The sequence below is a fragment of the Oliverpabstia intestinalis genome (genome assembly GCF_009696065.1).
Classification (GTDB): Bacteria; Bacillota; Clostridia; order Lachnospirales; family Lachnospiraceae; genus Oliverpabstia; species Oliverpabstia intestinalis.
Genome location: NZ_VUMS01000010.1, coordinates 58,398 through 81,208 on the forward strand (window position 1 = coordinate 58,398; position 22,811 = coordinate 81,208).

General features: G+C 44.6%; 22 protein-coding genes and 1 tRNA gene. 5 read left to right on the top strand and 18 right to left on the bottom strand.

The genetic code is table 11. The features are described from left to right. The first annotated feature begins 31 nt into the window (after positions 1-31). Positions 32-979, top strand: coding sequence for a sporulation protein (locus FYJ57_RS06785; protein WP_154432118.1), 948 nt, complete (start codon positions 32-34; stop codon positions 977-979). Here FYJ57_RS06785 and FYJ57_RS06790 read toward each other — a convergent pair. Genes FYJ57_RS06790 through FYJ57_RS06805 form a run of 4 tightly spaced genes read right to left on the bottom strand, consistent with a single transcriptional unit; the run spans position 953 to position 3,113 of the window. Continuing rightward, entirely contained in the window at positions 953-1,567 is a 615-nt protein-coding gene (locus FYJ57_RS06790) for a F0F1 ATP synthase subunit B family protein (RefSeq protein WP_022171758.1), read from the bottom strand. The two genes, FYJ57_RS06785 and FYJ57_RS06790, sit on opposite strands and share 27 nt — an antisense overlap. A 35-nt stretch (positions 1,568-1,602) precedes the next feature. Continuing rightward, entirely contained in the window at positions 1,603-2,082 is a 480-nt protein-coding gene (gene coaD / locus FYJ57_RS06795; RefSeq protein ID WP_118315998.1) for a pantetheine-phosphate adenylyltransferase, read from the bottom strand. Then, on the bottom strand, positions 2,079-2,660 hold the full coding sequence (gene rsmD, locus FYJ57_RS06800) for a 16S rRNA (guanine(966)-N(2))-methyltransferase RsmD (protein ID WP_277663489.1): 582 nt from the start codon (positions 2,658-2,660) through the stop codon (positions 2,079-2,081). Before rsmD ends, coaD begins: the two co-directional genes overlap by 4 nt. A 60-nt stretch (positions 2,661-2,720) precedes the next feature. Next, positions 2,721-3,113: a methylglyoxal synthase gene (locus FYJ57_RS06805; RefSeq protein ID WP_022171755.1), complete on the bottom strand. Its 393-nt coding sequence runs from the start codon at positions 3,111-3,113 to the stop codon at positions 2,721-2,723. Positions 3,114-3,347: 234 nt separating this feature from the next. Here FYJ57_RS06805 and FYJ57_RS06810 point away from each other — a divergent pair, with 234 nt between their 5' ends. Next, the gene (locus FYJ57_RS06810) at positions 3,348-3,581 is read left to right on the top strand and encodes an alpha/beta-type small acid-soluble spore protein (RefSeq protein ID WP_022171754.1); all 234 of its coding nucleotides are present in this window, start codon (positions 3,348-3,350) and stop codon (positions 3,579-3,581) included. 87 nt (positions 3,582-3,668) lie between these two features. On the opposite strand, the gene FYJ57_RS06815 is transcribed toward FYJ57_RS06810, so the two are convergent. From FYJ57_RS06815 to FYJ57_RS06830, 4 genes are all read right to left on the bottom strand, one after another. Beyond that, a complete protein-coding gene (locus tag FYJ57_RS06815; RefSeq protein WP_235904471.1) occupies positions 3,669-4,121 on the bottom strand; it encodes a DUF6465 family protein in 453 nt (150 codons plus the stop codon). 160 nt (positions 4,122-4,281) lie between these two features. Beyond that, a complete protein-coding gene (gene recG / locus FYJ57_RS06820) occupies positions 4,282-6,345 on the bottom strand; it encodes an ATP-dependent DNA helicase RecG (RefSeq protein ID WP_154432120.1) in 2,064 nt (687 codons plus the stop codon). 195 nt (positions 6,346-6,540) lie between these two features. Beyond that, positions 6,541-8,193 (bottom strand): DAK2 domain-containing protein, encoded by a 1,653-nt coding sequence (locus tag FYJ57_RS06825; protein WP_117524583.1) that lies wholly within the window; start codon positions 8,191-8,193, stop codon positions 6,541-6,543. 23 nt (positions 8,194-8,216) lie between these two features. Beyond that, a complete protein-coding gene (locus tag FYJ57_RS06830) occupies positions 8,217-8,573 on the bottom strand; it encodes an Asp23/Gls24 family envelope stress response protein (RefSeq protein ID WP_022171750.1) in 357 nt (118 codons plus the stop codon). 354 nt (positions 8,574-8,927) lie between these two features. On the opposite strand from FYJ57_RS06830, the gene rpmB reads away from it, so the two are divergent. Continuing rightward, positions 8,928-9,113, top strand: coding sequence for a 50S ribosomal protein L28 (rpmB, locus tag FYJ57_RS06835; protein ID WP_022171749.1), 186 nt, complete (start codon positions 8,928-8,930; stop codon positions 9,111-9,113). 231 nt (positions 9,114-9,344) lie between these two features. Here the strand turns inward: rpmB and FYJ57_RS06840 are convergent, their stop codons facing one another. From FYJ57_RS06840 to FYJ57_RS06855, 4 genes are all read right to left on the bottom strand, one after another. After that, entirely contained in the window at positions 9,345-10,460 is a 1,116-nt protein-coding gene (locus FYJ57_RS06840) for a D-alanyl-D-alanine carboxypeptidase family protein (protein ID WP_205839930.1), read from the bottom strand. Positions 10,461-10,501: 41 nt separating this feature from the next. Then, positions 10,502-11,179, bottom strand: a complete 678-nt coding sequence (locus FYJ57_RS15790) for an SH3 domain-containing protein (protein WP_205839931.1) — start codon at positions 11,177-11,179, stop codon at positions 10,502-10,504. A 182-nt stretch (positions 11,180-11,361) separates the two neighbouring features. Beyond that, positions 11,362-12,375, bottom strand: coding sequence for a nucleoid-associated protein (locus FYJ57_RS06850; protein ID WP_117524579.1), 1,014 nt, complete (start codon positions 12,373-12,375; stop codon positions 11,362-11,364). Between the two features lie 9 nt (positions 12,376-12,384). Then, a complete protein-coding gene (locus FYJ57_RS06855) occupies positions 12,385-14,577 on the bottom strand; it encodes a DNA topoisomerase III (protein ID WP_154432122.1) in 2,193 nt (730 codons plus the stop codon). Positions 14,578-14,810: 233 nt separating this feature from the next. Here FYJ57_RS06855 and FYJ57_RS06860 point away from each other — a divergent pair. Next, a tRNA-Thr gene (locus tag FYJ57_RS06860) sits at positions 14,811-14,883 on the top strand. Positions 14,884-15,027: 144 nt separating this feature from the next. Here FYJ57_RS06860 and FYJ57_RS06865 read toward each other — a convergent pair. From FYJ57_RS06865 to FYJ57_RS16215, 5 genes are all read right to left on the bottom strand, one after another. Then, a complete protein-coding gene (locus FYJ57_RS06865; RefSeq protein WP_154432123.1) occupies positions 15,028-16,197 on the bottom strand; it encodes a pyridoxal phosphate-dependent aminotransferase in 1,170 nt (389 codons plus the stop codon). 75 nt (positions 16,198-16,272) lie between these two features. Continuing rightward, positions 16,273-17,712 carry a L,D-transpeptidase family protein gene (locus FYJ57_RS06870; protein WP_154432124.1) on the bottom strand — a complete coding sequence of 480 codons (1,440 nt, stop codon included), beginning with the start codon at positions 17,710-17,712 and terminating at the stop codon, positions 16,273-16,275. Positions 17,713-17,876: 164 nt separating this feature from the next. Further along, the gene (locus FYJ57_RS06875; protein ID WP_154432125.1) at positions 17,877-18,710 is read right to left on the bottom strand and encodes a mechanosensitive ion channel family protein; all 834 of its coding nucleotides are present in this window, start codon (positions 18,708-18,710) and stop codon (positions 17,877-17,879) included. After that, positions 18,707-21,157, bottom strand: a complete 2,451-nt coding sequence (glgB, locus tag FYJ57_RS06880; protein ID WP_154432126.1) for a 1,4-alpha-glucan branching protein GlgB — start codon at positions 21,155-21,157, stop codon at positions 18,707-18,709. Before glgB ends, FYJ57_RS06875 begins: the two co-directional genes overlap by 4 nt. A gap of 122 nt (positions 21,158-21,279) precedes the next feature. Then, positions 21,280-21,576: a DUF6783 domain-containing protein gene (locus FYJ57_RS16215; protein WP_321069980.1), complete on the bottom strand. Its 297-nt coding sequence runs from the start codon at positions 21,574-21,576 to the stop codon at positions 21,280-21,282. Between FYJ57_RS16215 and FYJ57_RS16220 the strand changes: the two genes are divergently transcribed. Beyond that, entirely contained in the window at positions 21,496-21,702 is a 207-nt protein-coding gene (locus FYJ57_RS16220) for a DUF6783 domain-containing protein (RefSeq protein WP_328597442.1), read from the top strand. The two genes, FYJ57_RS16215 and FYJ57_RS16220, sit on opposite strands and share 81 nt — an antisense overlap. Here the strand turns inward: FYJ57_RS16220 and FYJ57_RS06885 are convergent. Further along, complete coding sequence (locus FYJ57_RS06885) at positions 21,647-22,810, bottom strand: phosphoglycerate dehydrogenase (protein WP_022171740.1); 1,164 nt, start codon at positions 22,808-22,810, stop codon at positions 21,647-21,649. The genes FYJ57_RS16220 and FYJ57_RS06885 overlap by 56 nt on opposite strands. Position 22,811 lies beyond the last annotated feature (1 nt).

Here is a 22,811-nt window from a genome sequence, read left to right on the forward strand (position 1 = left end):
TCACTGTAATATCAACTGTAAGGAGATGTCCATGCGTTCTGTAATTCTGTGTATCCTTCTCTTTTTCGTTTTTATTTATCTGCTGTGTTTTCCCCAGGAAGCTTTTCAGTCCTCTGCCTCCGGAGTAACACTCTGGTTTTTTCATGTGCTTCCTTCTCTGCTTCCCTTTATGATTTTCTCGGACTTTTTCATTCATACCGGTCTGGTCTCGGTATTGCTTCGAAAGATCAAAACTGTCTTCCGCTTTTTATTCGGGCTTTCTATGTACGGCTCCTATGCACTCCTGCTTGGCCTTATCTGTGGGTATCCTATGGGCGCAAAACTGACTGCTGATCTGTTCCGTGAGGGAAAAATCACCAAAAGTGAAGCGCAGTACCTGCTGACATTCTGTAATAATCCGGGACCTGTGTTTATCAGCTCCTATATTCTCACAGACACCCTCCATCTTTCTCACGCTTCCGGATATACCTTTTTTATTTTGTATCTTTCTTTATATCTTACTTCGCTGATTTTCCGTCTGATCCTCCGGCCGGACTGTCGTGATGTCACTGTCCCCTCGGATTCTCCGTCGGCACAGACACTCCGCCATTCTCTCAGCCATATGGTCGATGCTTCCATCATGCACGCATTTGAATCTGTCACCAAACTGGGAGGCTATATCATCCTGTTTTCTATTCTGGCATCTCTGGTGGTGCATCTCACTGCTCCCGTGCCTGTACTATCGTTATTTCTCACCGGATTCACGGAAATGACTACCGGAATCGCCCTTGTTGGTGCTTCTTCTATGCACTTGCCCCTCCGTTACCTTCTTTCCCTGACTTTTGCCTCTTTTGGTGGATTGTCCTGTATAGCACAAACAAGGGGAATGCTCTGCGGCACTCCCCTCTCGATTCGTACTTATATTGCAGGAAAAACAGTTCATGGAATCTGTACCCTGCTGGTTGGCTGGCTCTTACTCTTCATCCAGACCTTCCAGTGAAGCATCTGCTTCTGCAGTTTCTTCTGTTTCTGTTGTCTCCGCACCGGATACCTGTGGTGCCAGTTCGGATCTGTTCTGTCTTACTACATCATAGCAACTCTGAATGGATGTAAGATAATTTTTGTACTTTTCTCCTGATTCATTGATTGCAGTAGCAAGAATCTGTTCCATGTTTGCCATCATATCATCGGTATATGAAATAGCACTCAGACGAATATTATTTGCATCCATTGTTGCTTCATCCAGAATCTGCTGTGCCTGTTTGTTTGCATTGGCAATAGTCTCATTTGCCTGTGCATATGCCTGCTGCATTACTTCATGCTGGCTGACCATCTCTTTGGTCTTAGCCTGTGCTTCTGCGATCAGGCTGTCTGCTTTTGCCTGTGCATCAGCCAGTATCGCATCTTTATTGCTGATGATCTTCTGATATCTTTTGATCTCATCCGGTGTTTTCAGACGAAGTTCTCTTAACAGTTCTTCCAGTTCTTCTTTATTGACAACAATCTTTGTTGTAGATAATGGCTGATATTTACAGCTTTCTACAAATTCTTCGATTTCTTCAATAATCTGTTCAATTCTGCTGCTCATCTTTCTTCTCTCCTTATCGATAAGTTCCTGCTTTACTATTTTTTTAATTTTTTATGTACCTCATCCATCACAAATCCAGGTACAAATTTGGAAATATCACCGCCGAACGCTGCCACTTCCTTTACTGTTGTTGAACTGAGATAAGCATATTCCAGACTGGTTGTCAGAAACATTGTATCCACATCCGGTGCCAGCACGCGGTTGGTCTGCGCCATCTGCAGTTCATATTCAAAATCTGTGATTGCCCGAAGGCCACGGATAATCACTTTCGCTTTACACTGTCTGGCAAAATCCACAGACAGTCCACTAAATGCGACGATCTCCACATTTGTCAGATCTTTGGTCGCCTCGTTTAATATTCTAACACGTTCTTCCACAGAAAACAACGGACTTTTTGTAGAATTGTGTAAAACGCCCACAATCACTTTATCAAAAAGCTCTGCGCCCCGTGATATTACATCTAAATGTCCATTTGTAACCGGATCAAACGAACCAGGATAAACAGCAGTTGTCATAATTCTCCTCTTTTTTTCAGAAATACGTGCTGATTTGTCTTGTATTTCTTCACTTTTATGATTTCATAACCAAGTTCCTCCGCCCGCTCCCAGGTAACATCCAGTGACTCCTCGATGATGATCTGTGTATCTTCATCAACAAGAGTAGTTCCCTGTAACGCTTCCAGAACCTGAAATTCCAGTCCTTTTCCATATGGCGGATCCATAAAGATCCAGGAAAAGGCATCCTCTCCATCCAGCTTGTTCACCGCAGACACCGCGTCCGTCACCAACAGAGTAGCATCCTCTTTCAATCTGGTAAATGCCAGATTCTCCCGGATACACTCTGCTGCTTTCCTCTGTTGCTCCACAAACACACACCAGGAGGCACCGCGGCTTAACGCCTCGATACCAATGCCACCGCTTCCCGCAAACAAATCCAGAAATCTGCTGTCTGCTATGGATGGCTGAATCATATTAAATAATGTCTCTTTAATTCGATCGGTAGTCGGTCTGGTGTCCATACCCTCTATGGTTTTAAGACGCAGACTACGTGCTTTTCCCGCAATTACTCTCATATCTTTTATTTTCTTTCTTATCTCTTCTTATCTTGTGACTGTTCAGCGCCCTCGCGGGATACTACCTGCCGAATCGTTACCTTATATCTGGTTTCTCCAGTCAAGGTCGCCTCTGTCAAGTCCCAGAATCAGTGACTCTGCCGTTGCAATATTGGTTGCTACCGGGATATTGTACTGATCACAACAGCTTGCAATCTGGTACACGTTCGGTTCCTTCGGACTTGTCATGTTCGGATTGTGAAATAAAATCACCAGATCCATAGCGTTTCTCTCGATCATCGCCATAAACTGCTTATCTCCGCCCACAGACCCTGCCAGGAACTTATGCACTCTCAGATTAGTAACTTCCTCAATTCGCCGGCCGGTAGTGCCCGTTGCGTATATTTCATGTTTTCCCAAAATCCCTTTATACGCAATACAAAAATCTTCAATCAATGTTTTTTTGCTGTTATGCGCAATAATGCCAATGTTCATCCTCTAACCCGCCCTCTCATCCAAATATAGTTTTATTATATCAAATCACCTGGTTATCTGCAATTGTTTTTGTAAGTTTGTACCAAAAAATCTAAGGTTATCCAGTATTTGCAAAAACTTCTAGTGTTATTTTTTTCTCCTGTCACATACTAACAGCGTAACAACAAGTTACACACACGTAACTGTTTCATACTATCACAGTTACCAAAAAACAAGTCAAGGAGGAAACCAATCATGTCCAAAACTTCTACTAACACAGCAGCAGTACCAGAAGCAAAAGGTGCGTTAGACCGTTTCAAATTTGAAGTAGCAAACGAACTGGGTGTACCCCTTTCTGACGGGTATAACGGAAACCTGACCTCAAAGCAGAACGGATCTGTCGGTGGCTATATGGTCAAGAAAATGATCGAAGCTCAGGAAAAACAGATGAGCCAGGGATCCGGTTATACAGGCGGAAGCATGCAGTAATCGACTGCTGACTTCCTGAACGCACAAAATCTCCCGGGAAAACGCTCTCCCCGGGAGATTTTTCGTTGCATTGTTTTTCAGTCTCTATTATAAGCCAAAACTTCCAGTCTCTTCATTGTTGATCACATAATAAGCTGCATTCTCTTCCGGTTTTACATATACTTTGATGTCCTTTAAGTCTGCTGCTTTTTTACCCATCTCTTTCCAGATCTCTTTTACTTTTGCGGTCAGATCTGCGGATGAGAATTCTTTTCCCGCATACTGCAGATATACTTCTTCTGTCACTACAGCCGCTTTCTTTGTTGTCGTTCTCTTTGCCGGTGTTTTTCTTGCGGTTGTCTTCTTCGCAGGTGCTTTCTTTGCAGTTTCAGTTGTCTTTGCTTCTGCTGCTTTCGCGGTAGTTTTAGCTGCTTTTGCTTCTTCAGCTTTCACTTCGACTTTTGCTGTCTCCGCTTTCACTGTTTTTGTCTCTTCAGCTTTTACTTCCTTTGTTTCAACTGCCGGTTTTGCTGCTTTCGTAACTGTTTTCTTAACTGCCATATTCATAATCCTCCTCAAAATCACACTCAAGTTAACGTTACCGTTTCCTTCGTTACCGGCCATCTGCTTCACAGAATATCTTCTGTAAGTAATAGCCAACTACAGCAGTTAGTTTACCCCATCTTTCCACATTTTGCAAGTTTTTCTTCAAAAACACAGCTTACAGGCCCGGATCTTCTATCTGTCTTCCGGCATATTCTTCCAGTTTTTCTTTCAGCAGACGATGCTGTGGAAGTTCCAGTGTACCATCCAGTGACAGGATATATCCGGCTGCATCACTGGCTTTTTTCAGGATCGATGCATCCCGGAAGATATCAGCGATCTCAAAGTTTAAATCTCCGCTCTGACGTACACCAAACAGATCACCCGGCCCCCGCAGTTTCAGATCTTCCTGCGCAATATAGAAACCATCATTTGACTTATTCAGGATCTGAAGCCTCTTTGATTTTTCCGCCTGATTTTTGCCATGAATAAAAATACAATACGACTGCCACTGTCCACGCCCTACACGGCCGCGCAGCTGATGCAACTGTGCAAGACCAAACCGTTCGGCATTTTCTACCATCATCACCGTGGCATTGGGCACATTGACACCAACTTCCACAACGGTCGTGGAAACCAGCACCTGGATCCTGTTCTCACTGAACGCTTCCATGATCTCATTCTTTTCTTTCGGTTTCATCTTTCCGTGAAGAATCCCAACAGTGACAGAAGATGAAAGTTCATGGCGCAGCCGTTCGGCATAATCGATGACGTTTTCTCCGTCCATTCCCTCACTCTCTTCCACCATCGGACAGATCACATAAACCTGATGACCTTCCTGCACCTGTTTTTCGATAAAGCGGTAAGCCTTGTTCCGATAATTCGTGTCCACAACACAATTTTTTATTGGCAGTCTCTGCGCAGGCAGTTCATCGATGATTGAGATATCCAGATCTCCATAAAGAATAATGCCGAGAGTTCGTGGAATCGGAGTAGCACTCATAACCAGAATATTCGGTTTATGTCCTTTGGATGAAAATTCTTCTCTCTGACGTACACCAAATCGATGCTGTTCATCCGTGATAACCAGACCCAGACTTTCATATGTGACCTTTTCCTGAATCAACGCATGTGTTCCTACAATCATCCTTGTCGCTCCGGATGCGATTGCTTCATAGATCTGACGCTTTTCTTTTGCTGTATTGGATCCTGTCAGAAGCACCGGCCGATATTGTTCCAGCAGCTCATTTTCTTCCAGAAGCTTTGTCAGAGCTTCATAATGCTGTCTGGCGAGCACTTCTGTGGGGACCATGATGGCGCTCTGATAGCCATTTTCTGCTGTCATGATCATCGCAAGGAATGCCACGATAGTCTTACCGCTGCCCACGTCTCCCTGTACCAGACGGGTCATCAGTTTTTCCCCCCGCAGATCCTGTTCAATCTCATACCAGACATTCTTCTGTGCCCCGGTCAGCTGATATGGCAGATTTTCCATCACTTCCTCCGTCTTCCAGACTTCTTTCATCCGGTAATGGTTTTTATCCGCTGCGTTCTGTTCCTTTAGCTGTTTCAGACCCATAATAAAAAGTAAAAACTCATCAAATGCCAGTCGTTTTCTCGCTTCCAGATACTGTTCCTGACCGGATGGAAAATGAATCTGTACCGCCGCAAAATTATATTCTGCCAGTTCATACTCCAGACGAATCTCCTCCGGCAGATAATCCTGTGACAGATCCAGCTGTTCCAGAGCAGCCCTTACCATTTTTGTTACCATATTGTTGCTGAGACCTGCGGTAAGTGCATATTTGGGTTGCATACTGTTCAGTTTTTCTTCATACGCCGCCGGTGTGCAGACCTCAGGTTGTTCCATCACAGACAGATTTCCCTTTTTACTGATTTTTCCGCGAAAAACAAAAGTCATGCCCCGCCGCAGCTGATTACGAAGATAGGGCTGATTAAACCAAGTCACCCTGCATCGCCCGGTTGCATCGGCAATGGTTCCGGAGATTACAGTCAGATTCCGCACTTTTTTCATATCCAGCGATGATGTCAGTGTTGCTAGCACTGCACCAGTCTCCTGATCATTCAGGCTCTCCACGGTCACCGGCTCCCGGTAAATATCATAATCTCTTGGATAATACCGGAGAAGTTGCCCCACCGTAGAAATCCCCACTTTCTGAAATAATTTCTCTGTCTTTTCTCCCACACCTTTCAGTGTTCGGATAGATTCCTTTTCTTTCATCCTTCCCTCTCACCTCTCCGCAGATCCAATATTCCTGTTTTCTTCCCGATCAGATTTTTCTTTTCTTTCTCTGCTGACAGAAAAAGATGCTGAACTCTTAATACTGTCCAGCATCTTTTTCTATTTTCACCCTGTCTCACCGTCAGAACTTTAAACAGACATCCTTTTCAAACGTTCCATAAAACCGTACAGTTTTTATTCTACAGAAATAATACAGTAGTAGATTGGCTGACCTCCGCAATTTACTTCCACATCACAGTAATCATACTGTTCTTCCAGTTCTCCTGCCAGTTTCTCTGCCTCTTCTTCTGTAAAACCTTCTCCGTAATAGATGCTGATCAGTTCCGTCTCATCATCCACCATCTGTTCTACAGTTTCTTTTGCTACTGCTGCCACTTCTTTTCCGACAGCCAGCATACCATGATCTCCGATACCCATGATATCACCTTCATGGATCTCTTTATCATCAATATGAGTATCTCTTACCGCATATGTGATCTGACCGGTCTTTACGCGGGTAATTTCTTCTGTCATATCTTTTTCATTGTCTTCCACAGATTTTTCCGGTACATAATTGATCACTGCTGTAATACCCTGTGGTACAGTCTTGGTAGGAATAACAATGATATCTTTGTCTTTCGTCAGTGCTTTTGCCTGATTTGCTGCCAGAATAATATTTTTATTATTTGGCAGGATAAAGATATGCTCTGCATTCACTTTACTGATCGCATTCAGCATGTCTTCCGTACTCGGATTCATCGTCTGTCCACCCTCGATCAGGTAATCCACACCAAGATCGCGGAAAATCTGTCCGAAACCTTCGCCAATGGACACAGAAATAAATCCTACTTCTTTCTTCGGTGCTTTTGCTGCCTCTTCTGCCTGCTGTGCAGCAATTTTTTCCGCATCTTTAATCAGTTTTTCCTGATGTTCTTCACGCATGTTATCGATCTTGATTCTGGACAGAGAACCATAGGTAAGAGCACGCTGGATCGCCAGTCCCGGATCATTGGTATGTACGTGAATCTTAACCACTTCATCGTCAGCCACGCACACGATAGAATCACCCAGAGAGCTGAGATATGCCTTAAAGTCCACCTCATCTTCTGCAGTAAATTCTTTATTTAATACAATGATAAATTCCGTACAGTATCCAAACTTGATATCTGCTTCTGCCTGCGGAGTAATTTTTACAACTTTTGCACTTTCTCCTCCGTCAAAAGTCAGATCCACTTCTTTTCCCATAAACGCGTCAAAGGCACCTTCCAGGACAACCATCAGACCCTGTCCGCCGGAATCCACAACACCTGCTTCTTTCAGTACCGGCAGCATATCCGGAGTTTTCGCAAGAACTCTGCGTCCTTCTTCCAGTACATCTTCCAGGAATGTCTGCAGATCTTCCGCATCCTCAGCCAGTTCCAGTGCCTTGTCTGCAACACCTCTTGCTACAGTAAGGATTGTTCCTTCTTTGGGTTTCATAACTGCCTTGTATGCAGTCTCCACGCCTTTATCTACGGCACGTGCCAGTGCTACAGCATCCAGTTCCTCCAGATCACGGATTCCTTTGGTAAATCCACGAAGAAGCTGAGAAAGAATAACACCGGAGTTTCCTCTTGCACCACGTAAAGATCCTGAGGAAATAGCCTTTGCCAGGGATGTCATCTGTACATCTTCCAGATTATTGACTTCTTTTACCGCTGACATGATCGTCAGAGTCATGTTGGTTCCAGTATCACCATCCGGTACCGGAAACACGTTTAACTCATTGATCCACTCTTTTTTCACTTCCAGATTCTTAGCTCCTGCCAGAAACATCCTGGCAAGCAGTTTGGCATCTATTGTATTCATCGCTTTCTAAAGCTCCTCCTTCATTAATCAATTACGCGAACGCCTTCTACCAGAATATTGATGTTTTCCACTTCAATACCGGTAAACGCTTCCACTTTATATTTTACATTGGCAATCAGGTTGTCAGAAACCGCACGGATACTTACTCCGTAAGCTACAATGACATGGAAATCCAGGGAAATCTTATTTTCATTTAATGTAACATTGATTCCATGTTTCAGACTGTCTTTCTTCAAGAGTTTTACCAGACCGTCTTTCATATTTACTGCAGCCATACCTACAATACCAAAACACTCCACAGCCACACTGCCTGCATAAGTGGCGATCACATCTGTGTTGATGGTAATTTCTCCCATTCCCGTGTTCATACGCCCTTTCATAGGTCAACCTCCATTCCCGGTTATTGTTCTGTCCGTCTTCTTCATTCCCCGGTTCCTCCCGGTATTGCTGTGCTGACGTATTTTATTTGTTTACAATAACCTGCTCTTTTCTCATTTTATAGCGCTGCTGTTCACTCCGTTCTCAACAACTTTATAACTCATTTTGGGGTGGAAATTCCCTCGCTGATGAATTATACTGTATGTATTATAACCTGTTTTTGTAGAAAAAGAAATATAATTTTTGAAAAATTTATATTTTTGCTTGCAAAATGATAATTCTTCTGTTAGAATATCTAGTGTTGCGAATCTATGATTACGAACGATTACGATAAATAGTGTTAAGGAGGTGCAGTCATGGCAAAGTGTGCGATCTGTGAAAAAGGTGCTCATTTCGGAAACAACGTGAGCCATTCCCATAGAAGATCTAGCAAAATGTGGAAATCCAATGTAAAATCTGTAAAGGTTAAGGTAGACGGTGGAGCTAAGAAAATGTACGTTTGTACTTCTTGCCTGAGATCCGGCAAAGTTGAAAGAGCATAATATTTGCATCCCTTAACTTGAGAAAAAGACCTGGAGGCTGACGCTTTCGGGTCTTTTTTTGTCTGTACACAAAAAGTATACACAAAAGAAGCGTTTTCCATGCGGCCGCACGGAAAACGCTTCTGTCTATTCAAACCTGTTAGTATAGTAAGATCTCTTTTGATGATCTTATCATACCATACACTTCTGACGAATCTTTCTTCTTTTTTCTTAACTTTTCCTTAAAATCTCTCAGGCAGCTCCGTCCGTCTCTGTCATTGCCTGGTCATCCTGTGAATCAGCGGCCGTATCTGCTGCAGATCCCTGTTCTCCTGCCTGTATACGATTATAGACAGCTTTTGCATCCTCGATATGGTATGGCTCGGTGGAAGGTCCTCCCGGGGCTCCTGCAGTCACCAGGATGTATTCTACATCATCTACTTTGGCAAGACTTGCCAGACACTGTCCTGCTTCGCCGGTATATCCGGTCTTACCGCCTTCGATCTCTCCGCCATTTACCTCCGGAGAATCCATCTTCTTGAACATCGTACTCAGAAAATGCAGACCTTCCGGTGCGGATGCTGTAGCACTTGTCGTATATTCTGAGGTGCAGTAGATCTGTCGGAATGTATCATTCTGCAGTGCGTAACTTAACAGCTTGGTCAGATCACGCACTGTTGTATAATGATTTTCATCATGCAGTCCGGTACAGGTTACAAAATGTGTACTGTCCATGCCAAGTTCTGCCGCTTTTTCATTCATCTTTGCCACAAAGTTTTCCTCAGATCCAAACAGATGCTGAGCCAGTCCCACACAGCACTCCGCGCCGGAAGGAAGCATCACACCATAAAGGATATCGATTGCCTTTACCTCATCTCCAGCTCCGAAGCCTGCCAGAGAAGCTCCTTCGGTATACAACCGGTCATAAGTATCCCTGTCGATCGTGATCGTCTCATTCTGATCCGACAGATTTTCCAGACCGACAACTGCTGTCATGATCTTCGTCATGGATGCCGGATAAATCTTTGCATCTGCATCTTTTTCTGCCACCACTTTACCGTCAGAAAGTCTTACCAGAATCCCGGACCGGCTGTTGATATCGCTGATGTCGACCGATGGTACCGGCTCTGGCGTCGGTGTCGGTTCGGCCGTCGGCGCCTCAGTGGCCTCCGCAGACGGTACGGCTTCAACCTCATCTCCCTCTGCTTTTGATGTTCCGCATCCTTTAGAACCGAGCAGAAGCAGGATCACAGTAAACACAACCGCCACAAGCAGTAATCCACCGCCAAACATCATTCTCTGTCTCCGTCTTCTCTGACGCATTCTTTCCTTTTTTGTCATTCTCTTTTTCGCCATAGTCTTTTCCATGCCAAAAAGCATGCCCTCCGTAAATTCTTATGATAAACCTGTCAATCCGTCTGTACCTTCTCATCACTTTCAAAACTGTAGGTTTCTGATTTTTTATCGGCAGAATGATCTGTCTGTTTCGATTTTTCTGTCTTTGTTTCTTCTTTCCTGCTGTTCTTCTCTGACATATAATCTTCGTATACCCAAGCTTCCTGACCCTGATAGCGGATCTTTACCCAGCCGCCGTCCTCACCAAGTTTTTCTACCTGATCTCCCTTGGCAAGTTCACCGATCACACGGCTCTGACTGCTTGCCGCATCACGGACGTTGACCGGAGAGGTGCAGGTGATCATATGACCGCTTTTCTCTTTCTTTTCTATTCCGGACGGTGTCGGTGTTGGTGTCGTCGTCGTTGTATGACTTGGTTCCGGTGTCCCGGAAGGCATCGTCACTCTCTTTTTATCCGTCCTATCACTGCCTTTTGTGGTATTCTTTTTTGTGTCTTTCTCTTTTTCGTCATTTCCGGAAGTTATTTTACTGTCTGCCGTTTCCAGATCCGTACTGTCATCATCTTTTACCTCCGGTGTCTCTCCCTCAAGATCTACTTTCGGTCCGTCATCCTTCTCCACTTTTGTCGTTCCGACAGCCAGTATATCACAGACCACATCCCAGGTTTTGCAGCCGGACAGTCCCATGACTCCCGCCAGCATAAGCGCCAGCAACACTGTTTTTTTCTTCACACTCATAACCCTCTTTGTCTCTTATTTATTATTTTATTGTAACTGTTCAGTACCTTCACAGTTACGAGCCAAAATGCATTGAAAATCACCTTCAGTGATGGCATTTTGGCTTGCATGTCTCAGTGTTTTGGCATATTCATGCCAAAACATTTCGCGGGACAGTGACTACTGAATAGTTACATTTATTTACTGATAATACTTCCTACATTTTTTATTAATACCGAGATTGTTCCGTCCGGATTCGTGATAAAATCAACTTTATCTTTATTCTGATACTGTTCCATCGGGATACGGATCTCGATACCGGTATCGGTGATCAGATTCTGTTTTCCGTATTTTCTGGTCGTCGCCGGATTCTGTGGTTCCACTTCCGTCTCCGTCAGATGGTATTTTTCCAGCTTTTCAATCACCTGTTCCTTCATCTCTTCCTGTTCTTTGAAAATCTTATCGATCAGTACCGGCACGGCAAAGCCCCCATCTTCTTCCAGTGCCTGATTGATGATACTTTTTGTCTCCATCTGCACCTCAAACTGCTCGGACTCATGATAAAACTTTTTCTGCACATCGTCCACTGCTTTTGCCACGATCGCCAGTTTGGATTTTGGTGACAAAGAACCGTGGCACTGTAAAAACAGCTGAGAAAAATAATTTGTTTTTACTCCGTTGACATCATATTTTTTCTCGATGATCTTCAGATTTTTATCTGTCATATCAATCAGTGCCGCCTCTGCCAGTTTCTGATTTTCTCCCGGCAGGATCGCCTTCTGTTTGATGACAGAATTGCTGTTTCCCCATGGATCCGAGTCCGTCATGTGGGTATAATACGTTTTATAGTTCATCTTTAACAGGGCCAGAAAATGCTGCTGTTCCACCTCATATTCTACCACCAGAAGATCCGCCGGCGGAATGTCAATATTTTTATTCATAACACCGTAAAGCAGTTCCCCCAGTTTCTGACTGACCGGGATAAAGTTTTCTTCGTTGTACGCTTCCAGTTCTGCCTGTACCTTAGAATCTTCATCAAAAGAACATTTTTTCATATCATCGCTCTCTAACAGCCGGAAAATATGCGCCCGCAGAAAATCCCCGAAATCTGATCCAAAATCAATCACCTGATCAGACAGAACCGGCATCCCCATCGTAGAATCCATAATATGTATGATCACCTGTCGTAACCGAATATCTTCTTTTTGCATCTTTCCCTCCTAGTTCAGCCGGATATTCTTCAGTGCATCGGCAAATGCGGAATTCACCGGTTCTTTTGCCTCTTTCTGCTGTTTCTTCATATACGCATGCACATCCCGTTTGGATACACCTCCGCCCTCTTTTTTCCGTCGCTCCTGGAATTTGGAAAGGCGTTCTTTGTGTCCGCAGGAGCAGACAAACATACTGTCGTCCCCTTTTCCGATCATTTCCATCCGTTTGTGGCAGATCGGGCATCTGGCGTTCGTTGTCCGGGATACAGTTTCCCGGTATCCGCAGGCACGATCCTGGCACACCAGAAGTTTCGCATTCTTTCCATTGACGGCAAGTAATCGTTTCCCGCAGTTCGGACATTTTTTATTTGTCATGTTTTCATGGCGGAAGGTTCCCTCTTCCCTGCGGATCTCCTGCAGCAGCTCTTTTGTATAGCCGCAGATCTCATTCATAAATACACGGTCATCCAGCTCTCCTTTTGCGATTTTTGAAAGCTTCATCTCCCACTCTGCAGTCAGTTCCGGCTTTTTCAGATCCTCCGGCACTAACTCCAGAAGCTGTTTTGCCTTAGATGTAATATGAATCTCATTTCCTTTCTTTTCCAGCAAAAAGGTGTGAAACAATTTTTCAATAATATCCGCTCTCGTGGCAACCGTTCCCAGCCCTCCGGTTTCTCCTATGGTTTTTACCATCTCACGGTCTTTGTTCTCCATGTATTTTACCGGATTTTCCATTGCCGAAAGCAGTGTTGCCTCAGTAAATCGTGGCGGCGGCGTGGTTTTTCCTTCCCGGATATCCACCTGCACCTGCTTAAACTCCATACCCTGACCGATTTTCGGAAGGGTCTGATCTTTCATATCACGGGAGGACTCATCCTCATCCTCACAGTTCATCTCCTGTACCTGACGGAATCCTTCGTCTATCATGACTTTTCCTCTGGCAACGAACTGTTCTCTTCCACTCTCTGCATAAATAACTGTCTCTTCGTATCTGCACGGCGGACAGAACGCACTTAAAAAGCGGCGCACCACAAGATCATAGATTTTTCGTTCCTCATTTGTCATATGTGTCAGATCCACAAACTGTTCTGTCGGGATGATAGCATGATGATCGGATACTTTTTTATTGTCCACAAAAGACCATTTTTTCGTCTCCGGGTGCTGTGCTTTTACTGTCAGTGCCATCTTCCGGTACGGACCGACCGCACAGGCATCCAGACGCTCGGATAAGGTTCCGACGACATCCGAAGTCAGATATCGGGAGTCTGTTCTTGGATAAGTAAGTACTTTATGATTTTCATAGAGACGCTGCATAATATTCAGAGTTTCCTTTGCAGACAATCCAAACCGTTTGTTCGCATCCCTCTGCAGTTCGGTCAGATCATAAAGCAGCGGTGGATAAACTTTTTTCTCTTTCTTTTCTGTCTTTCTGATGATCAGACTGTGCTTCTCACATTCCTTTTTTATCTCCTGGGCACGCTCCTTCTGATAGGTACGAAGGCTGCCTGTTTTTCCTTCTTTCCAGGTAAAAGTAATACCGTCTGCTTTTGCTGTGATCATATAATAACTTTCCGGTACAAACCGTCGAATCTCATTTTCTCTCGCCTGGATCATCGCAAGCGTAGGAGTCTGTACCCGACCACAGGATAACTGTGCGTTATATTTACAGGTCAGTGCTCTGGTGGCGTTGATTCCGACCAGCCAGTCCGCTTCCGCACGGGACACCGCCGCCCGGTATAAGGGGTCGTACTCTTTGCTGTTTTTCAGATGGGCAAACCCATCCCGGATCGCCTTGTCTGTTACGGAAGACACCCACAGTCTCCGGCACGGTTTCTGGTTTCTTGCTTCTTTTAAGATCCAGCGTGCCACCAGTTCTCCCTCTCTTCCGGCATCCGTCGCGATCACGATTTCTTTGACATCCTGTCGCTGTACCAGTTTTTTCACTGTCTGGAACTGTTTTGCCGTCTGTCGGATCACTTCCGTTTCCAGTTTTTTCGGCATAATCGGAAGTTCTTCCATCTTCCATTCTTTATATTTTTTATCGTATCCTTCCGGGTCTTTTAAGGTTACCAGATGTCCCAGTCCCCAGGTAACGATATAATCCTTTCCTTCCAAAAAACCGTTTCCCTGCGGAGTACAGTGAAGCACCCGGCCAATGTCCCTTCCCACAGAAGGTTTTTCTGCCAATACTAAGGTTTTCATTTTTATCCTCATTTCTGTCTGTTCCGACATCCTTCTTATTCTTTATTTTTCACTCTGGCATTATAGCATACTCTTTCACATATTTCAAAGTCCAACCCCGGTTCCGGTATCCTCTCATTCCCTTCTGATTTTAACAAGTTTTCCTGTTTTTTCAAAAAATTTCATGAAAATGCACAAAAAGTCTTGCCTTTTCCATACAAATCATATATAATATCTTTTGTATTGATTCACAGGCTGAAATAGCTCAGTTGGTAGAGCACTTCACTCGTAATGAAGGGGTCGTGGGTTCAAGTCCCATTTTCAGCTTTTCAGAAACGTTCGCCATTTATTTTCAGGTGGTGGGCGTTTTTTCGTTATCTACCTGCTGAACAGTCACTGACTTTTAAGAAAAGGTGATGGAACTTCTCTGTTCCACCACCTTTTCTTTTGCTATATCTTCTCTTATTTCTTTTACAGTTTTCGGAATGCATACAGAGAACGTTCTACCTTCTCCGTCTCGATGCAGTAAGCCATACGGAAATATCCCGGGCAGCCGAAGGTATCACCGGGCACTAACAGCAGATCCTGTTTCATTGCTCTCTTACAGAATGCAACCGCATCCGGTTCCGGAGCTTTCGGGAACATGTAGAAGGTTCCGCCCGGGCGTACGATCTCAAATCCCATACCAGTCAGGGCATCATAAAGAATATTTGCATTTTTCTCATATACTGACAGGTCTGCGGTATCGTACAGACAATCAGCCACTGCAAGCTGGATCAGGGATGCCGGGCAATTATGCCCGATACCACGGGAAATCTGTCCGCACATATCTACAATGGTTTCCGCCTCATTACAGCTCGGTGACACTGCCACATAACCGATTCTCTCTCCAGGAAGGGACAGCGATTTGCTGAAGGAGTAACAGGTGATGGTATTCGGATAATACTTCGCGATAAACGGTGCATCCACACCCTCAAAAACAATCTCACGGTACGGCTCATCTGAGATCAGATATATCTCATGACCGTATTCTGCTGCTTTTTTCTCCATGATCCGCGCCAGTTCTCTGACTGTATCGGTGGTGTATACAATACCGGACGGATTATTCGGCGTATTGATCAGAACTGCGGTAACATCGTTTGTCAGCATGGTCTCGAATTTTTCAAAGTCAATCTGGAATCCTTTCAGATCCGGCGGAACAACTTTCAGTTTTGCTCCTGTCAGATTGACATACGGGTTGTATTCCGGAAAAAACGGTGCGAAAGTAAGGATGGAATCTCCCGGAACAGTTACTGCACGGAATGCATGTGCCAGAGCTGCTGCCGCACCGGAGCACATGAAAATATGTTCTTTTTTATATGGCAGACCGAAACGTTTTTCCAGAGATACCGCTACCGCCTCACGCACACTGTCGATACCGAGGCTCGGGCTGTATCCATGAAGGGCTACCGGGCTTTCCGTCTCCAGCAGTTCGATCATTTTCTTTGTAAATTTTTCCGGAACCGGCACAGACGGATTACCGAGACTGTAGTCAAATACATTCTCTTTTCCGATCTCTTTTGCCCGTTCGGTTCCGTAAGTAAACATCTCACGGATTACGGATTTTGCTCCTAACATCTTTTTATATTCCTGTGCAATCATAGTTGGTCTCCTTACTTTCTGTCCAGGTTTCCAATCCTTTTTTCTTATCGTTCAGAAACCTGCTTTTCCTTATGCTTAATATACAATTACCGGTGTTCCCACCGATACTGTCTCGTAGATAGTTTTTGCAGCTTCCAGCGGAGTATTGATACATCCGTGGGAGCCATTGGTTTTATATATATCACCACCAAAATTATTACCACGACTCGCCAGATCATGAATACCGACGCCACCGTTAAATGGCATCCAGTAATGAACGAAAGCCGTATATTCCGGTTGCCCGTTCGCATCTTTTGGCCCCTTCATGGTGTATTCTGTGGTCTTCCAGAAGATTGGCCAGCAACCGTTTTTCGGAGTGGCTCTTCCTTCTTTTGATATATCACCGGTAACCACCGGAGTCTCCACCACAAGTTGTCCGTTTTTGTAGCACCACATTGTCTGCCTGTCGATGCTGATTTCTACATAGACATCGCCAAGATCGTTATCACTTGTTCCTTTTGCCTTATGGCTGTAAGAAAGTTCCATCTCCTGCTCTTTTCCTTCAGCCAGTGCCGTTTTCAGGTTTTCCAGGGATTTTTCCCGGTCTACCTGCCAGCCGTATCTGTTGGTTGCCAGTGTGATCTGTGCACCGTCGTGAGTTGTAAATTTTCTGGACTTTCCATAGGTATCAGTCTGATCCGCAAGTTGCTCAATAAACGCCTTTTCCTTCGATTCATCAATAGAATAATTGCCGTTTTCGTCCTGTACAAGCCAGGATTTTAACACCTCATGATCAATCGTGGATACGGTACCTTTCACTGTATAAGTCAGTTTTGCATCGGTCAGCGAATTCAGCGTATTCATCTGTTCGTTCAGAGATTCATCATTTTGATACACTGCCGGTTTCAGATAACAGTCCTGATCCACCAGAGAAAGTTCTGTCGTGCCATTTTGTATGGCATCCTGTACCAGAGAAATAACTTTTTCTTCATCCACCGCATTACCTTCCACCTCAGGGGCTATCCTATACCCATCTGCAGTTTCCTGTAGTGCCGCATCCCGGGGCTGTACCATATTTGCCTCGCTCATAAACGGAAGGCTTTTTATAATCGGTTCCACCGCATCTTCTTCGTAGGTGGTATTCGCCGATACTTCATACTTACCTCCCCGGAACGCATGGAGAATCCACTCCAGTGGTTTCTGATCTGTCAGTAACTGATCCACACCATTGTCATCCACATACGTCAGATGAAACTGTGGTCCGGTAACAGTATATGTTTCCCCTTCTTTCGTGGTGATGTTCAGTGTATATTCACTGATTTTTTCCTGCAGAAGCTCCTTTACTTCCGAAGCTGTCTTATCGCTGCAGTCCTGTCCGTTGATCCACGTATCTTTATAAAAATGGATTTTGTAATAATTACTTCTCCATATATACGCTGCTGCCACTCCAAGCAACAGGATCAGGCAAAGATACACGCTGATGATTACTTTTTTCTGTTTCTTCTTTTTTCTTTTTTTACCCTTCTTTTGTGCCATGATTCCCCTTTATTCTTTTACTCCCTTTCTGTATACACACCGCGCTCTGTCTGCGTTTTGCAAGTATATCCTTTTTCTGGATAATTATATACCATTTGTCGAGGAATACAATTTCAATTCTCTTAATATTTTTTTACACTTTGTAAACTCTTTATATTTTCCTTTCACCGGTGCATATGCACATCCATCTGCGGATACGGAATCCGAATGCCCCTCTTATCAAATTCCAGTTTGATCTGTTCATTCATACGCCACTTGGTATTCCAGAATTCTTCTGTTTTTACCCAGGCACGAAGCCCTAAGATCACTGCACTGTCCCCCAGTTCATCCACAAAAATCTGAGTTTCTTCCCGATCCATAAGTTCCGGATCTTTTTCGATCAGTTCCCGGAGAATCTGTTTTGCCAAAAGCAGGTCGGATTCATAGGAAATTCCCACTTTGATCTCCAGTCTTCTTTTTTCCATTGCCGTTACATTCGTGATACTGTCGTTTGTCAGCACAGAATTGGGGATCACGATCCGACGGCTGTCGATGGTCATCAGCGTAGTGTAGTACAGTTCGATCTTCTGTACCGTTCCCTCGGTCTTTTCCCCATTTTCGATGATGTAATCGCCAACGGAAAACGGGCGCAGGAACATGATGATCAGTCCGCCTGCAAAGTTGGATAAGCCACCCTGCAAAGCCAAACTGATCGCCACGCCGGCAGAACCTACAAGTGCAGCCACCGAAGTCTTGTCCACGCCAAGATTTCCGGCAATCGTCAGGATCAGGATCAGATGCAGCCCAATCTTAATTCCTGATAAAAGAAAGCTTTTTGCTGCCTCATCACTTCCGAATTTTACCAGATGTTTCCGCAGATTTTTGCAGAGCCATCCGATCAGTTTTGTTCCGATAAAATAAACGATCAGCGCCAGGATGACTTTCAGCACGAAATCAAGAAGTCCGTCCTGTGGAATACTCCCCTTCCACTGAGCCAGCGCCTTTATTGCATTCGTCATTCTGTCTTAGTCTCCTTTTTAGCTGTTACCGTCTTTTTCTCTTTTGGCTTCTTCGCAGCTTCTGCTTCTTTTGCTGTGCGTTTTTCTTTCTCTTCTGCACCTTTCTTCTCAGCCGTCTCCAGCTTCTGCTGGATGACTTTACGAAGTCCTTCTTTTTTCTCAGTTGCAGACAGCATCTTTCTTTCTGCTTTTCCGGCTGTCTTTTTCGCTGTTTTTGCCGTTCTGTTGGTAGATGTCTTTGCTGCTGTTTTTGTAAAGCTGTAAATTGCTACGCTTAACGGTGCAACTTTTACTTTGATCGTATACGGACGATCATCCGTCTCTTCTTTCTTCGCAATCTTTACACGTGGATTGACCACACCGGTTCCACCGTATTCCTTTGCATCACTGTTCAGGATTTCTTTATATTTTCCTGCATACGGGACACCTACCAGTTCCTCCTCATAAGCAACATCCGAGAAATTACAAATAACAACCAGTGTATCTTCCTGTTTTTTGGACTTTCGAAGAAAAGTCACCATACTCTTTTCCCATTCCACGCAGTTGATCCATTCAAATCCATCGGGATCATAGTCCAGTTTCCACAGTGCCGGATGCGTCTTATAAAGCTGAATCAGGGCTTTCGTATAGTTCTGCATCTGTCTGTGTGCCGGTTTTTCCAGGTCTTCCCAGTCAAGAGCTTTATTTTCTGCCCATTCATGTACCTGACCATATTCCTGTCCCATAAACAGAAGTTTTTTACCCGGATGTGTCATAAAAAAGCCATACGCCGCACGCAGATTTGCGAACTTTTTATCCTCGATTCCAGGCATCTTCTCCAATAGCGATCCTTTCTGGTGTACCACTTCATCATGGGATAAGCTCAACATGAACCGTTCACTGTAAGCATAAACCATACTGAATGTCAGTTCGTTATGGTGTGCACCACGAAAATACGGATCATTACTCATATAGCCGACGAAATCATTCATCCATCCCATATTCCATTTGTAATCAAATCCCAGACCATCTTCCGTGTCCACACTTCCTGTCACTCTCGGCCATGCTGTGGACTCTTCTGCTATCAGAAGAGCATCCGGATGTTTCTTTTTAAAGATAGAATTCAGATGTTTTAACAATTCCACAGCATCCAGATTTTCATTGCCGCCGTAGATGTTTGCAACCCATTCCCCATCGTTCTTTCCATAGTCCAGATACAACATGGAAGCCACTGCATCAAAGCGGATACCGTCTGCATGGAATTTTTCTGTCCAGAACAGTGCGTTGGCAATCAGGAAGTTTTTCACCTGCGGTCTTCCATAATTGTAGATCAGTGTGCCCCAGTGTGGATGATACCCCTGTCTCGGATCGAGATGCTCATACAGACAGGTTCCGTCAAAGTTGGCAAGTCCGAAGGTATCCCGTGGGAAATGCGCCGGTACCCAGTCCAGAATCACACCGATACCCGCCTGATGGAGCGTATCCACAAAATACATAAAATCTTCCGGTGAGCCGTAGCGGCTGGTCGGTGCATAATAGCCGGTCACCTGATAGCCCCAGGAGGCATCAAACGGATGTTCCATCACCGGCATCAGTTCCACATGTGTATATCCCATCTCTTTGACATAAGCCACGATCATCGGTGCAAGTTCCCGGTAATTATAGAATTCTCTTCCGTCTTCCGGTTTTTTCCAGGATGCCAGATGCATCTCATAGACGAACATCGGGGCATCCTCTGTCTGAATCTTTTTTCGTTCCTTCATCCATGTCTGATCTTTCCAGACATACTGTGTAAGATCTGCCACCACCGAAGCAGTTGCCGGGCGAAGTTCTGCCTGGTTTGCATAAGGATCGGCTTTCAGGTAAGTCAGACCGTCTTTTAATTTTAGTTCATACTTATACAGAGACCCTACCGGAATCTGTGGGATAAACAGCTCATAGATTCCCGATACCGAAAGGCGCTGCATCTGGTATACTCTGCCATCCCAGTGGTTAAAATCTCCAACCACACTGACACGGGCCGCATTCGGTGCCCAGACTGCAAAATACACACCATCCACACCATTGACAGTCATCGGATGTGCACCCAGTTTTTCGTAAATATCATAGCAGATACCATTGATAAACTTCTGTTCTTCTTCCAGTGTGATCTGACAGGGAAACGCATATGCATCATAGCATTCGATCTGTTCCCCCTCCTGCTCCACCAGATAGGTATACTCCGGAATCTTTCTCCCGCTCAGTAATACAGCAAAATATCCTGCATCGTCCTCTTTACTCATCGGATACTCTCTGCCGTCTTTTGTCATTTTCACTGTTACTTTGTCCGCCCCCGGAAAAAAGCACTGTATCAGCACTCCGTCACCGGTTACATGTGGTCCGAGGATCTCTCTCGGCGCATATTCTTCAGAATATACAACTGCCTCAATTTCCGGCCAATCCATCAATTCATATAATTTGTCAGACATAAACCCCTACCTCCTGCGATTTCGTAACCGTTCAGTACCTTCACAGTTACAAGCCAAATGCGTTTTAACTGTATGTCTCGGGATTTTGGCATATTCAGGTCAAACGCCTTCCGGCATACTGCCTACTGAATAGTTACAATTTTTTTATATATTATATTTATCATACCATTTTCATACTCGAAATACAATCGTAAGAAGAAGTAACCGAAATATATATTACACTGAATCTTAAATTCAAATCTTCCTCGTGAAAAGAGAGCCGTTTTGCCCTTTCGGATGTAACGACTCTCCTTTCTTCTTCCTGCGCTAGAGCGTGTCTGAAAAAGGCTTTTCGTGAGCTGCGAGACCCAGTTTGTGGGAGATTTTATCCGAATGAGGGCGGCGTAGCGGGCTACGGCAACCGAATGAGGGTAAAATATACCGCAAAGTGGGGCTTGCAGATTGCGGAAATGATTTTTCAGGCACGCTCCAGCACGTTTTATTTTCTATTTATTTTATTATCCTTACTTTCAGAACGCCCTCGATCTCGTCTAATTTGTCGATGATCTCCTGTGTTGCCGGCGTCTCCAGATCGATCAGAGTATATGCATAATCCCCTTTGCTCTTGTTGGTCATATCAGAGATATTCATACCTGCTCCACCCAGGACTGTTGCGAACTGGCTGATCATGTTTACTACATTTTTATGGTTGATGGCGATTCTTCCGGCCACACCACAGATACCCATATCGCAGTTTGGATAGTTGACAGAATTATGGATATTACCATTTTCCAGATAATCTCTCAGTTCTTTGACTGCCATGCATGCACAGTTGTCTTCGGATTCAGCTGTGGATGCTCCCAGATGTGGTGTTACCAGTGTATTTTTTGCGCCTGCAACGGTGGGGTTTGCAAAATCTGTGACATATTTTTTCACTTTTCCTGTTTCCAGCGCGTCTATCAGAGCAGTTTCATCCACCAGAAGGTCTCTGGAGAAGTTTAACAGAACCACACCGTCTTTCATCATTGCGATGCTGTCTTTGCTGATCATGCCCTTTGTGCTGTCAAGAAGCGGCACATGAAGGGTAATGTAATCACACTCTTTGAAAATATCTTCCACGTTGGCGATATGTTTGATCTCTCTGGAAAGCTTCCATGCGGTATCCACAGAAATATATGGATCATATCCGTATACTTCCATACCAAGATAAATCGCAGTGTTGGCAACCATGGCTCCGATGGCTCCCAGACCGATGACACCGAGTTTCTTTCCTTTGATCTCGCAGCCGGCAAACTGTTTTTTCTGTTTTTCTGCCAGTTTTCCAACATTTTCGTTATCTTTTTCCTGTTTTACCCATTCCACACCGCCTACGATATCACGGGATGCAAGGAGCATGCCGGCGATTACCATTTCTTTGACACCGTTTGCGTTAGCTCCCGGTGTATTGAATACGACGATACCCTGCTCTGCACAATCCTGTAACGGAATGTTGTTGACACCGGCTCCGGCACGGGCAATAGCCTGAATGTTTTCCGGTAATTTCATCTCATGCATCGAAGCACTTCTTACCAGGATCGCATCGGCTTTTTCTATTTCTTCGGTTTTTGTGTAATCATTTGTAAATCCATCCAGTCCCACTTTGGAGATCGGATTCAGACATTGATACTGAAACATC

Excerpts from the sequence above, each read along its gene's own strand:
- FYJ57_RS06810 (WP_022171754.1), top strand. The coding sequence starts at position 3,348 with ATGTCCAAAACTTCTACTAACACAGCAGCAGTACCAGAAGCAAAAGGT.
- FYJ57_RS06875 (WP_154432125.1), bottom strand. The coding sequence starts at position 18,710 with ATGACGAATGCAATAAAGGCGCTGGCTCAGTGGAAGGGGAGTATTCCA.
- FYJ57_RS06825 (WP_117524583.1), bottom strand. The coding sequence starts at position 8,193 with ATGAATACAATAGATGCCAAACTGCTTGCCAGGATGTTTCTGGCAGGA.
- rpmB (WP_022171749.1), top strand. The coding sequence starts at position 8,928 with ATGGCAAAGTGTGCGATCTGTGAAAAAGGTGCTCATTTCGGAAACAAC.
- FYJ57_RS06840 (WP_205839930.1), bottom strand. The coding sequence starts at position 10,460 with ATGGAAAAGACTATGGCGAAAAAGAGAATGACAAAAAAGGAAAGAATG.
- FYJ57_RS06785 (WP_154432118.1), top strand. The coding sequence starts at position 32 with ATGCGTTCTGTAATTCTGTGTATCCTTCTCTTTTTCGTTTTTATTTAT.
- FYJ57_RS06870 (WP_154432124.1), bottom strand. The coding sequence starts at position 17,712 with ATGGCACAAAAGAAGGGTAAAAAAAGAAAAAAGAAGAAACAGAAAAAA.
- FYJ57_RS06850 (WP_117524579.1), bottom strand. The coding sequence starts at position 12,375 with ATGCAAAAAGAAGATATTCGGTTACGACAGGTGATCATACATATTATG.
- FYJ57_RS06865 (WP_154432123.1), bottom strand. The coding sequence starts at position 16,197 with ATGATTGCACAGGAATATAAAAAGATGTTAGGAGCAAAATCCGTAATC.
- FYJ57_RS06830 (WP_022171750.1), bottom strand. The coding sequence starts at position 8,573 with ATGAAAGGGCGTATGAACACGGGAATGGGAGAAATTACCATCAACACA.
- recG (WP_154432120.1), bottom strand. The coding sequence starts at position 6,345 with ATGAAAGAAAAGGAATCTATCCGAACACTGAAAGGTGTGGGAGAAAAG.
- coaD (WP_118315998.1), bottom strand. The coding sequence starts at position 2,082 with ATGACAACTGCTGTTTATCCTGGTTCGTTTGATCCGGTTACAAATGGA.
- glgB (WP_154432126.1), bottom strand. The coding sequence starts at position 21,157 with ATGTCTGACAAATTATATGAATTGATGGATTGGCCGGAAATTGAGGCA.
- FYJ57_RS06815 (WP_235904471.1), bottom strand. The coding sequence starts at position 4,121 with ATGGCAGTTAAGAAAACAGTTACGAAAGCAGCAAAACCGGCAGTTGAA.
- FYJ57_RS06855 (WP_154432122.1), bottom strand. The coding sequence starts at position 14,577 with ATGAAAACCTTAGTATTGGCAGAAAAACCTTCTGTGGGAAGGGACATT.
- FYJ57_RS06805 (WP_022171755.1), bottom strand. The coding sequence starts at position 3,113 with ATGAACATTGGCATTATTGCGCATAACAGCAAAAAAACATTGATTGAA.
- FYJ57_RS06885 (WP_022171740.1), bottom strand. The coding sequence starts at position 22,810 with ATGTTTCAGTATCAATGTCTGAATCCGATCTCCAAAGTGGGACTGGAT.
- FYJ57_RS06790 (WP_022171758.1), bottom strand. The coding sequence starts at position 1,567 with ATGAGCAGCAGAATTGAACAGATTATTGAAGAAATCGAAGAATTTGTA.